At 71.4% G+C, this 11478-nt stretch carries 8 protein-coding genes; 7 read left to right on the forward strand and 1 reads right to left on the reverse strand.

Annotation, left to right across the window (positions count from 1 at the left end; translation table 11 throughout):
* The first annotated feature begins 850 nt into the window (after positions 1–850).
* The 7 genes from ACGFRF_RS20810 (at position 851) to ACGFRF_RS20840 (ending at position 10073) form a co-directional block, all read left to right on the forward strand.
* On the forward strand, positions 851–3079 hold the full coding sequence (locus ACGFRF_RS20810) for a GTPase (protein WP_393742136.1): 2229 nt from the start codon (positions 851–853) through the stop codon (positions 3077–3079).
* A 368-nt stretch (positions 3080–3447) separates the two neighbouring features.
* A complete protein-coding gene (locus tag ACGFRF_RS20815; RefSeq protein ID WP_393741936.1) occupies positions 3448–3924 on the forward strand; it encodes a single-stranded DNA-binding protein in 477 nt (158 codons plus the stop codon).
* Positions 3925–4226: 302 nt separating this feature from the next.
* Positions 4227–5612 carry a Cys-Gln thioester bond-forming surface protein gene (locus ACGFRF_RS20820; RefSeq protein ID WP_393741938.1) on the forward strand — a complete coding sequence of 462 codons (1386 nt, stop codon included), beginning with the start codon at positions 4227–4229 and terminating at the stop codon, positions 5610–5612.
* Positions 5613–5798: 186 nt separating this feature from the next.
* Positions 5799–6398 carry a YcxB family protein gene (locus ACGFRF_RS20825; protein ID WP_393741940.1) on the forward strand — a complete coding sequence of 200 codons (600 nt, stop codon included), beginning with the start codon at positions 5799–5801 and terminating at the stop codon, positions 6396–6398.
* 913 nt (positions 6399–7311) lie between these two features.
* Positions 7312–8976: an energy-dependent translational throttle protein EttA gene (ettA, locus tag ACGFRF_RS20830; protein WP_393741942.1), complete on the forward strand. Its 1665-nt coding sequence runs from the start codon at positions 7312–7314 to the stop codon at positions 8974–8976.
* 6 nt (positions 8977–8982) lie between these two features.
* The gene (locus tag ACGFRF_RS20835; protein WP_393741944.1) at positions 8983–9399 is read left to right on the forward strand and encodes an acyl-CoA thioesterase; all 417 of its coding nucleotides are present in this window, start codon (positions 8983–8985) and stop codon (positions 9397–9399) included.
* A complete protein-coding gene (locus tag ACGFRF_RS20840) occupies positions 9396–10073 on the forward strand; it encodes a hypothetical protein (protein WP_393741946.1) in 678 nt (225 codons plus the stop codon). The genes ACGFRF_RS20835 and ACGFRF_RS20840 overlap by 4 nt, the downstream gene beginning before the upstream one ends.
* Before the next feature lie 114 nt (positions 10074–10187).
* On the opposite strand, the gene ACGFRF_RS20845 is transcribed toward ACGFRF_RS20840, so the two are convergent.
* Positions 10188–11138 carry an ABC transporter ATP-binding protein gene (locus ACGFRF_RS20845; RefSeq protein ID WP_393741948.1) on the reverse strand — a complete coding sequence of 317 codons (951 nt, stop codon included), beginning with the start codon at positions 11136–11138 and terminating at the stop codon, positions 10188–10190.
* Between the last annotated feature and the right edge of the window lie 340 nt (positions 11139–11478).

An 11478-nucleotide genomic window follows, 5' to 3' on the forward strand; every position in this document is an offset into this window, starting at 1 on the left:
CCACAGGGGGAGCGTCGACCAGATGGGACGCGCCGACCACAGAGGGAACGTGGATCACAGGGGGAGCGTCGACCACATGGGGCGTATGGAGCACGGCAGCGTCGGCAGCGACACGGGGTCGGGGTCCTCGGTGGGCCCCAGCGGCCCGGGGGTTGTCAGGCCCGGCGAGCGTGGCGACGGCTCGACGGGGCTGGCCGGCCCCTCCTCTGCGGGGCTGGGCAGCCCGGGTTCCGCGGGAGACGGCAAGGGGGGTGCCGAAAAGGCCCGTCCGGTGGAGGGCGTTTCCGGTGCCGGGCCGTTCGGCGACGTCGCTGCCCCGGCCACCAGCACCGGTGCCGTCGCGGACGAGGGCGGTGCGCGGCACGCGCGCGTGGAGGGCCCGGGTGCGACGGAGCCGGAGCGGTCCGCCAGGTTGCCGGGTGAGGGCTGGGGCGATGTCGACGGCGTAGGTGAACAGGGGAAGCGGGTGCTCACGGCCGACCGGGGCACGGACCGGCTCCGGCCGGCGCTCGGGAAGGGCGCGGTCGCGGGCACGGGACCGCGTCCCCACACGCCCAAGCCCCGCAACACCGCCGACGCGCCGAAACCGCGCCCCGCCGAGGAGGCACGTACGCCCCGCACCGACGAGAGGGCGCCGCAGTCCCGTCTCCCCGAGGACGCGCTGAAGCCCGGCACCCACGAGGCGCTGGGGTTCCGTCCTACTGAGGAGGCACCGAAACTCCGCGACTCGGAGGAGGCGTCGCAGTCCCGCCCCTCCGAGCACGCACGGAAGCACGGCAACACCGACGAGGCGCCCATGCCCGGCAACAGCGACGAGGCGTCGAAGCCCGGCAACAGCGACGAGGCGCCGATGTCCGGCAACAGCGACGTGCCGAAGCCCGGTACCGACGAAGAGGCTCTGAAGCACCGGTCCTCCGGGGACGCGGCGCAACCCCGGTCCTCCGGGGACGCGACGCAACCCCGGTCCTCCGGGGACACGGCACAACCCCGCTCCGGCGAGGCCACGTCGAAGCCCCGCTCCGCCGAGGGTGAACCGAAAGCGCCTCCTACTGAGGAACCGCCGACCTCTCGCTCCGCCGACGAGCCGCCGACCTCCCGGTCCACCGACGAGCCGCCGACCCCCCGCTCCACCGAGGAACCGGCCGGATCCCGGTCGGCCGAGGAGGAACCGAAGGCGCGCCTCACCAAGGAGCTGCCGAAGTCCCGGCCCACCGAGGAGGCGGCGAAACGGCGCGTCACCGAGGAGGCGTCGAAACGGCGCGCCACCGAGGAGACGTCGAAGAAGCGTCCCTCCAAGGAGGCGTCCAAACCGCGCCCCACCGAAGAGGCGTCGAAACCCCGTTCTGCCGACGGCGTGGCGGCCGACGCCGACCCCGACTCCGCGGAGGCCTGGGACGACGGACTGATCGCCCGGCGTGTCACGGGGGCCAACGCCGCCGCCCTGGAGATTCCCAGCCGCGGCCCGAGCAGCCACAACCCCGCCCCGCTGGCGTACGACGGCCCGCTGCGCTCCCGCCTGGACGCCCTGCGCGAACTCGTCGGGCTCTCCCGCACCCGCCTGGACAGCCGCACCCTCGCCGAGGCGGGCCGCGTCCTGGACGAGGCGGCCGCCCGCCGCAAACTCTCCGGTCGGCACACCGTCGTGGCCATCGCGGGCGCGACCGGCAGCGGAAAGTCGCAGCTGTTCAACTCCCTCGCGGGCGTGGCCATTTCGGAGACCGGCGTCCGGCGTCCGACCACGGCCGCCCCCATCGCGTGCAGCTGGAGCGACGGCGCGGCGAGCCTCATCGACCGGCTGGGCATCCCGGGCCGGCTGCGCCGCCGCCCGCTGCAGAGCCCCGAGGCCGAGGCGCAGCTGCGCGGGCTGGTCCTGGTCGACCTCCCGGACCACGACTCCGCCGCCGTACAGCACCGCGAACAGGTCGACCGGATCCTCAAGCTGGTCGACGCGGTGATCTGGGTGGTCGACCCCGAGAAGTACGCTGACGCCGTGCTGCACGAGCGCTATCTGCGGCCCATGGCCGGGCACGCGGAGGTCATGTTCGTCGTGCTCAACCAGGTCGACCGGCTGCCCGGGGACGCCGCCGACCAGGTCCTGGACGATCTGCGGCGGCTGCTGGACGAGGACGGGGTCGCGCTCGGCGAGTACGGCGAACCGGGCGCCACCGTGCTCGCGCTGTCCGCGCTCACCGGCGAGGGCGTGGGGGATCTGCGTGAGGCGCTCGGCGAGTTCGTGGCGGAGCGCGGCGCCGCGGCCCGCCGGGTCTCGGCCGACGTCGACGCCGCCGCGACCGAGCTGCGGCCCGTCTACGCCACCGGGCGGCGGGTCGGCCTCAGCGAGGAGGCACGTGAGGAGTTCGCCGCGCGGCTCGCGGACGCGGTGGGCGCCACGGCGGCGGGCGAGGCGGCCGAGCGTGCCTGGCTGCGCAACGCCAACCGCGCCTGCGGCACTCCGTGGCTACGGCTGTGGCGCTGGTGCCAGGACCGCGGCGAACGCACCACCGGCCGCATCCCGGTCAGCACTCAGGCCGACGAGGAGGCCACAGCCCGCCAGCGCGTGGAACAGGCGGTCCGTACGGTGTCCGACCGGGCCTCGGCCGGGCTGCCCGCGCCGTGGGCGCAGGCGGTGCGCGAGGCGGCCGTACGCGGCTCCCACGGGTTGTCGGAGGCGTTGGACGAACTGGCGTCGCGGGCCGGGCTGCCGCCGGGCCGTCCGCCCCGGCCGGGCTGGTGGCCGGTGGCGGTGCTGGTCCAGGCGTCGATGACGCTGCTGCAGATCGTGGGCGGGCTGTGGCTGGCGGGCCAGATCGCCGGTGTCATGGCCCCCAACCTGGGGGTTCCGGTGCTGCTGATGATCTGCGGGATCGTCGGCGGGCCGCTGGTGGAGTGGGGTTGCCGGATGGCGGCCCGGGGACCCGCCCGGCGCTACGGCCAGGAGGCGGAACGGCGACTACGGGAGGCGGCCGCGAGCTGCGGCCGGGGCCGGGTCCTCGATCCCGTCGCCTCGGAGCTGCTGCGGTACCGGGAGGTGCGGGAGCAGTACGGACGCGTCGTGCGGACCGGAGCCCGGGTGGGGTGAGTACGGGGAATCCGGGGGCGCTCCGGCCCCTCCTGGGCGGGGGCACGTGTCTTCCGTGGCAGCAGGCCCTCAGGGGGTGAGGCAGTAGGCGGACGGGCGTCACTCGCGCGGGTGGCGGGGTTTTCCACAGGTGAGGTGGTCGTCCACAGCGCTCAGCGGGCCCGGCCCGGCGGAGGCAGTCTGAGTCCACGCGATCGCACGGCGGTTCCGGCCGGAGGTACGGCGGGCCGGGCCGCGGGCGGTCGGCGGGACGTGCGGGCGCGTACGGCAGTCGTACGCGCCGGCACGGCAGACGCAGCCGTACGGGAAGGGCCCGTACGCGTGTCCGCCCGGCCGGAAGGGACCGGCCGGGGGAGGGGAGCGAGGACATGAACGAGACCATCGTCTGCGTGGTGGGCAACGTGGCGACCCCGCCGGTGTACCGCGAACTGCCGGCGGGTCCGTCGGCCCGGTTCCGGCTGGCGGTGACCGCCCGCTACTGGGACCGGGAAAAGAGCGCCTGGACGGACGGGCACACCAACTTCTTCACGGTGTGGGCCAACCGCCAGCTCGCGGTCAACGTGGCCGCGTCGGTGGAGGTGGGCCAGCCCGTGGTGGTCCAGGGCCGGCTGAAGGTGCGCACGGACGTGCGCGACGGCCAGCAGCAGTGGGCGTCCGCCGACATCGACGCCGTGGCGATCGGCCACGACCTGTCCCGCGGTACCGCGGTCTTCCACCGCGCGGCCAAACCGGAGGCACCGCCGACGGCCGCCCGGCCCGAGCCGAACTGGGAGACGCCGCGGGCCGTGGACGCCACGGACGGTGCGCCGGAGCAACTGGACGCCCAGCCGGTCGCAGTGACGTGACGTCAGGTGCCTAATCGGGCCGCCGACGCTCCGCTCGGAACCACGGCTGGTCGGTGACTCGACCGCCAACACGCCGTACGAACCGGTGGATTTGTCGATAAGCCCAGCTCATGAACGGTCCCCGCGATAACGATTGCGGATCGGATCGGCCATCGGATGATCCGACCGGCAGGTGAGGCGTCGCCTGATCCATAGGATGCCGGGCGTGCCCCTTGGGGCTGCCGATTCTGCTGGTGGGACCGTCCCCCACGTCCAACGGGTCCTGCTCGAAGGGGAATTCTGTGCTTGCTGCGCTCTCTCGTTTGTGCCGGTCCACCGGAGCGGCCCGCCTGGCCGCCGCCACCGCGGTGTCCGGTCTCGTGACGGCCGGTGTGCTGTCCGGCGCCGGTACGGCCGTGGCCGACGACAATCCGCAGACCCAGGGCGGGGCGACGGCCACGATCAGTGGTCTCAAGACCTACGGCGAGGCCGTGATCCATGCGGACGGCGGCGATCAGCGCGTGTCCGCGGGACTGTTCGAGATGTCCGTGGACGGCGGCGGCACCCTGCAGACGTACTGCGTCGACCTTCACAACCCCACCCAGCGCGACGCCCGGTACCAGGAGACACCCTGGAGCGGCACCTCGCTGGGCGCCAACAAGGACGCCGGCAAGATCCGCTGGATCCTGCAGAACTCCTACCCCCAGGTCAACGATCTCGCCGCGCTCGCCCGGCAGGCGGGTGCGGGCACCCTCACCGAGCAGGACGCGGCGGCCGGTACCCAGGTGGCCATCTGGCGGTACTCGGACGGCGCGAAGGTCGACGCCGTCGACCCGCAGGCCGAGAAGCTCGCCGACTACCTGACCAAGAGCGCCCGGAACGTCGGCGAGCCGCAGGCCTCGCTCACCCTGGACCCGCCCGCCGTCTCCGGCCGGCCGGGCGACCTGCTGGGACCGGTGACCGTGCACACCAACGCGGGCGCGGTCACGGTGACCCCGCCGGCGGACGCGGCCACCAGCGGCGTGCGGATCATCGACAGCACCGGCAAGGTGCTCACCTCCGCGCAGGACGGCAGCCGCCTCTACTTCGACATCCCCGAGGCCGCGGCGGACGGTACGGCCCAGCTGACCCTGCAGGCGTCGACCACCGTGCCCGTGGGCCGCGCCTTCGCCTCCGACAGCCGCAGCCAGACCCAGATTCTTGCCGGTTCCAGCGAGTCCACGGTCTCCGCGACCGCGACGGCCACCTGGGCGGCCAAGGGCGCCATACCGGCGGTGTCGGCGCGGAAGAACTGCGCCAAGGGCGGGGTGGACGTCATCGCGGCCAACAAGGGCGACAAGCCGTTCACCTTCGAACTGATGGGCGCCGAGCACACGATCCCCGCGGGCGCCTCCCGCACGGTCACCGTCCCGGTCCAGGAGGACCAGGCCTACGACTTCACGATCACCGGCCCGAACGGCCTCAGTCACCGCTTCACCGGCGTCCTCGACTGCAAGACGCAGGGCACGATCACGACCGAGACCACCCAGGTCCACAACCAGCCCAGCCCGGCCACGGTGGGCGGCGCCGCCGTCACGGACACCACCGACCTGGCCGCCACCGGTGGCTCCGCGATCACCCCGCTGATCGCGGGCCTGGCCATCGGCCTGGTGGTCATCGGCGGCACGGTCCTGGTACTGCTGCGCAAGCGGGAACAGCCGGACGCCTGACCGGGCCGCCGAGGGCCACGACGACGGCCCACGGGGGCACCGACCCGGGTGCCCCCGAAGAAGCCCCAGGTCGGTGCCCTCGACACGGACGGGTTTCCCCCCAGGGGTGGCCGTACGTGCGGCTGCTCAGTGGCCGGCGTCACCCTATGATCCGTAACTCACACCACCGGGATCCAAGGCGAGGGCATGCAAGCGCTGACGCTGAGCTACGTGCCGGAGAGCGACGACATCGCGGAAATGGCTGCCCGGTCCCCCACGCGGCGCCACTCACGTAAGAGAGCGCTGGTGAACTCAGGCGTAAGCCTCGCGCTGACGGTCATCTTCGGCGCGCCCGGGACAATCCCCGGCGATCTGCCGGACACCTCGGTCATCACGTTGACCTGCGCGGCGATGTTCGTTGGCTACAGCTACCGGGTAATCATCCTCTCCTCCCGCTGGGGCCTCCGTCGCAGCGCACGCAGGGTCTGGAGCCGTTCTCCTGGCCTTCAGCGGCATTACGAGGAGGTGATAACTGAAGAAGCTCTGACCGTGAGGACAGAAGGCGTTACGCACACTTACGCCTGGTCGATGTTCAGTGAGCTGGTGGAGTACGACCGCCAGTTCGTCCTGATGGACCGCTCAGGGAAACCCTCTGTCGCTATACCCAAGCGTGGGCTGTCGGACCCGACACTCGTTCCGGAGTGCCGCCGTGTCCTCATCAACTGCCTTGCCACTGCGCTGAATCAGCGAAACGCAGCACCCATGGAGACCCCAGTCGACCGGCAGCAGTCCCCGTCGACCGACTGACCAGCAGGACAGACATCAGGGACCGCCCGCCCGTAGTTCTACCGAGGGGCTCAAGGCGCGGTCCCCGGACTGTGCCACTCTCGTGCCAGAACGGACGGGAACTCACGGGGACCCGGGGCCTCAACGGTGAGTTCGATCCGCACTACCCACGGTAGGGAATCCGCTGGTCCCGCACGTGACCGCCCAACCTCGCTCCAAAAGCGATGCTCACCCATGAGCGCCCTCCCGGGCCGTCCTGGGCCGTTGAAGGGCGCTCGATGATGACCAACGCCGACAACCGCCGACAGCTCAGCAGCAGGCCTGGGCATTGATCAATAAGACGGCCGCAGGTCACGGCCGCCCATGATCAGTTGTGGCTGTGCTGAGGAGCTGCCCTCGGGTTCACCAGAAGTGAGATCGTGTTCGATCACGGCCGAGAAGTCTCCGGATTAGCAAGAACGTGCCTACGGCGATCAGGGTGACCCCCATGACGGTCAAGGCCACCCCGATAGCGATCAGAAACGTCCCTATAAGGACCAGAAGTGCCCCAATCAGGACCAAGAGTGTCCCGATGATGAGGAGAAAGATCGCGAGGACGGTCACGGTTGTCTCCTGTCCTCCCTCCCGCTCTGACTTCTTCCCTCGCTTCCGTGGAAACACTCTGCTTGAGGATCACCGAGGGCTTGCCACGGCCAAGAGGTCAGCCTGGTCACGTCCGCCGGTTTCAATCAGGACCCGCGCTGGGCCGTCCCTGGGCCGTCCGAGGCCCCCGAGGCCGGCCAACGGCGACCGACAGTGACAGACGAGGCACAGTCACCGGCGAAGCCCCAGGTCACAGCCCCCCGACCTAACGGGTTTCCGCCCAGGGGTGGCCGTACGGCAAGATGGGGTGTATCTGCCCACTGCCAGATTTCAAGTTGCCGGACGGTTTCTCTTGGCTGAGTTCATTTACACCATGCGCAAGGCGCGCAAAGCGCACGGCGACAAGGTGATCCTCGACGACGTCACCCTGAACTTCCTGCCGGGTGCCAAGATCGGCGTCGTCGGTCCGAACGGTGCCGGCAAGTCGACCGTGCTGAAGATCATGGCGGGCATCGAGCAGCCGTCGAACGGCGACGCGTTCCTGTCGCCGGGCTACAGCGTCGGCATCCTCCTCCAGGAGCCGCCGCTGAACGAGGAGAAGACCGTCCTGGAGAACGTCCAGGAGGGTGTCGCCGAGATCAAGGGCAAGCTCGACCGGTTCAACGAGATCGCCGAGCTGATGGCGACCGACTACTCGGACGCGCTGCTCGACGAGATGGGCAAGCTGCAGGAAGAGCTGGACCACGCCAACGCGTGGGATCTCGACGCCCAGCTCGAGCAGGCCATGGACGCGCTCGGGTGCCCGCCCGGCGACTGGCCCGTCACCAACCTCTCCGGTGGTGAGAAGCGCCGCGTCGCGCTCTGCAAGCTGCTGCTGGAGCAGCCTGACCTGCTGCTCCTCGACGAGCCCACCAACCACCTCGACGCCGAGTCGGTGAACTGGCTCGAGCAGCACCTCGCCAAGTACCCGGGGACCGTCGTGGCCATCACCCACGACCGGTACTTCCTGGACAACGTCGCCGAGTGGATCCTCGAGCTGGACCGCGGCCGTGCCTACCCGTACGAGGGCAACTACTCCACGTACCTGGAGACCAAGGCGACCCGCCTGAAGGTCGAGGGCCAGAAGGACGCCAAGCGGCAGAAGCGTCTGAAGGAAGAGCTCGAGTGGGTCCGCTCCAACGCGAAGGGGCGGCAGGCCAAGTCCAAGGCCCGTCTCGCGCGCTACGAGGAGATGGCCGCCGAGGCGGACAAGATGCGGAAGCTGGACTTCGAGGAGATCCAGATCCCGCCGGGCCCGCGTCTGGGCAACGTCGTGGTCGAGGTGAACGACCTGCACAAGGGCTTCGGGGAGAAGATCCTCGTGGACGGCCTGTCCTTCACCCTGCCGCGCAACGGCATCGTCGGTGTCATCGGTCCGAACGGCGCCGGCAAGACCACGCTGTTCAAGATGATCCAGGGCCTGGAGACCCCGGACTCCGGTGACATCAAGGTCGGCGAGACCGTCAAGATCTCGTACGTCGACCAGACCCGCGCCAACATCGACCCGAAGAAGACGCTGTGGGAGGTCGTGTCCGACGGGCTCGACTACATCAACGTCGGCCAGGTCGAGATGCCCTCGCGGGCCTACGTCTCCGCCTTCGGCTTCAAGGGCCCGGACCAGCAGAAGCCGGCCGGTGTCCTCTCCGGTGGTGAGCGCAACCGGCTCAACCTGGCGCTGACCCTGAAGCAGGGTGGCAACCTGCTGCTCCTCGACGAGCCCACCAACGACCTCGACGTGGAGACGCTGTCCAGCCTGGAGAACGCGCTGCTGGACTTCCCCGGCTGCGCCGTCGTCGTCTCCCACGACCGGTGGTTCCTCGACCGGGTCGCCACGCACATCCTCGCCTACGAGGGTGAGTCGAAGTGGTTCTGGTTCGAGGGCAACTTCGAGTCGTACGAGAAGAACAAGATCGAGCGGCTCGGCCCGGACGCCGCGCGTCCGCACCGCGCCACCTACAAGAAGCTGACCCGGGGCTGATCGATCTTGCGCCACATCTACCGCTGCCCGCTGCGCTGGGCGGACATGGACGCGTACGGCCACGTCAACAACGTGGTGTTCCTCCGCTACCTGGAGGAAGCCCGTATCGACTTCCTGTTCCGCCCGGACAAGGAGTTCAAGCAGGGGTCCGTGGTGGCGCGCCACGAGATCGACTACAAGCGGCAGCTCGTCCACCGGCACCACCCGGTGGACATCGAGCTGTGGGTCACCGAGATCAGGGCCGCGTCCTTCACCATCGCCTACGAGGTGAAGGACGCCGATCTCGTGTACGTGCGGGCCTCCACCGTCATCGTGCCGTTCGACTTCGAGGGCCAGCGGCCCCGCCGGATCACCGCCGAGGAGCGCGAGTTCCTCCAGGAGTACATGGACGGGGCCGACGGCGAGGAGGCCGTCGCCGCATGACGGTGCTGCACCTCGCCGACGAGACGGAGGCGGCGGACCTCGCCGCCTTCCTCTCCCGGCTGCTCCACTACGACCGTGGAGCAGCGGTGCGCCTGCAGGCGGCCGGCACGGCGCTCGCCGTCTTCGGACGGCCGCCGTCCTTCGAGGTGCTGGCGGTCCGCGCGGTGCGGCTGGCGAAGCCGTACGAGAACGGGCTGGACGTCACCCTCGACGTGACCGTCTCCGTCGGTGAGTTCCTGGAGGCGGTGGACGAGCGGGCGGCCGTCGCCGCCGTTCCGGGCGCGGTCACCGGCCCGCCGTGGGCGGGTGTGCTGCCGCCGCGCGGCGGCTGGCAGCCGGAGCCGGGGCTGCCGGCCCCGGACGCGCTGCGGGCGACCGTCGCCGCGGCGGTCACCGAGTTCCGCTCCCGTACGGAGGAGCTGGCGCCCGAGGGGCGTACCCGTGCCGAGCTGGACCGGATCGGGCGGGACATCTGGTCCCGGGAGATAGCGGCGACCCGGCTTCCGGTGCGGGCCGTGCACGCGGCGCAGTCTCTCGGCTTCCTGCGGCCGGGGACCGAGCCGGCCGACACCGGGCTGTTCTCCTCGGGGGCGTGGCTCAGGCTCCGTACGCCGTACGGGTCCATCGCGGTGCGGCGGGCCGGGCTGGGGTCCCTCGGGGTCAGCGTGCGCTGAGCGGGGGCGTGGGGCGCGTTCCGCGTCCGCGGCACCGGCGCGGGTCGGCACCGCGCGCGGGTTCGCGTTCGGGTTCGGGGTCACCAGTCGTTCCGGTCGTGTCGTTCGGTCGCCTCATTCCGTGTCGTCCGGCCAGACCCCGATGTGGTCGGACTCCAGTTCCAGGGCCACGCGTTCGCGCATGTCGAGGGCGCGGAGGTAGTCGGCGGGAAGTTGCAGGCGGCCCGCGCGGTCGAGCATGGCGTACTCGCGGGCGACGACCGTCTCGTCTCCGGTCGTGGCGTCGATCTGGCTGCGGCGCAGGACCTCGGTGGAGGTGCGGCCGTCGCGGATGGCGACCGTGCGGCGGACCTCGCCCGCGACCGCCTGGTCGTGGGTGACGATGACGATCGTGGTGCCGAGGGTCTCGTTGGCGGTGCGGAACGCGTCGAAGATCTGCGCGGCCGTCTGGGAGTCGAGTTCGCCGGTGGGTTCGTCGGCGAGCAGGACCGCGGGGTCGTTCGCGAGGGCCACGGCGATCGCCACGCGTTGCTGCTGACCGCCGGACATCTCCTGCGGGCGGCGGTCGCGGCAGTCGGCCACCCGCAGCAGATCCAGCAGTTCCAGAGCGCGTTCGGTGCGGGCGCGGCGGCCCTTGCGGGTGCCGGAGAGCTGGAGGGGCAGGGCGGTGTTCTGGGCCGCGGTGAGGTAGGGGAGCAGGTTGCGGGAGGTCTGCTGCCAGACGAAGCCGACGACTTCGCGGCGGTAGGCCAGGCGGTCGCGGGCGGTCATGGTGAGCAGGTCGCGGCCGGCGACGCGGGCTGCGCCGGCGGTGGGGGTGTCCAGGCCGGCGAGGATGTTCATCAGCGTGGACTTGCCGCTTCCGGATGCGCCGACGAGGGCCATCAACTCGCCCTCGCGGACCAGGAGGTCGAGACCCTGGAGGGCTTGGACCTCTACCCCGTCCGTGGTGAAGACGCGGACCAGGCGGTCGCAGGTGATCAGGGCGTCGTGCCCGTAGGCGGGGCGGTCCTTGGCCTGTGAGACACGGTTCGCCAGGTCGGTGAGGGTGGGGTCCGGTGACATGCGGTCTCCTGCGTGCCGTGAGGTGTGGCCGGCGGGTGGGATCGCCCGCACCGGCTGACGACGTGCCCGGTGCGGTGGCTGGGCGGAGGGTGGGCCGCTCGGCCGCGTGTGCGGGGTGGGCGCTCGGAAGGGGCGCGGGGAACTGCGCGACCGGCCCCGGCGGACCCGCGGCCGAGCGCGGCGGGTCGCCCAGCCGCCACCGCCGCCCCCGCCGTGTCGCCGCTTCCGCGGCTCCGCTGCTTTCGCCCCCGCCGTGTCGCCGCTTCCGCGGCTCCGCTGCTTTCGCCCCCGCCGTGTCGCCGCTTCCGCGGCTCCGCTGCTTTCGCCCCCGCCGTGTCGC

It is taken from the genome of Streptomyces sp. NPDC048521 (assembly GCF_043199855.1).
Classification (GTDB): Bacteria; Actinomycetota; Actinomycetes; order Streptomycetales; family Streptomycetaceae; genus Streptomyces.

Bases quoted from the DNA above. Each gene is read 5' to 3' on its own strand.
- ACGFRF_RS20810 (WP_393742136.1), top strand. From the start codon at position 851: ATGTCCGGCAACAGCGACGTGCCGAAGCCCGGTACCGACGAAGAGGCT.
- ACGFRF_RS20815 (WP_393741936.1), top strand. From the start codon at position 3,448: ATGAACGAGACCATCGTCTGCGTGGTGGGCAACGTGGCGACCCCGCCG.
- ACGFRF_RS20825 (WP_393741940.1), top strand. From the start codon at position 5,799: ATGCAAGCGCTGACGCTGAGCTACGTGCCGGAGAGCGACGACATCGCG.
- ACGFRF_RS20840 (WP_393741946.1), top strand. From the start codon at position 9,396: ATGACGGTGCTGCACCTCGCCGACGAGACGGAGGCGGCGGACCTCGCC.
- ACGFRF_RS20845 (WP_393741948.1), bottom strand. From the start codon at position 11,138: ATGTCACCGGACCCCACCCTCACCGACCTGGCGAACCGTGTCTCACAG.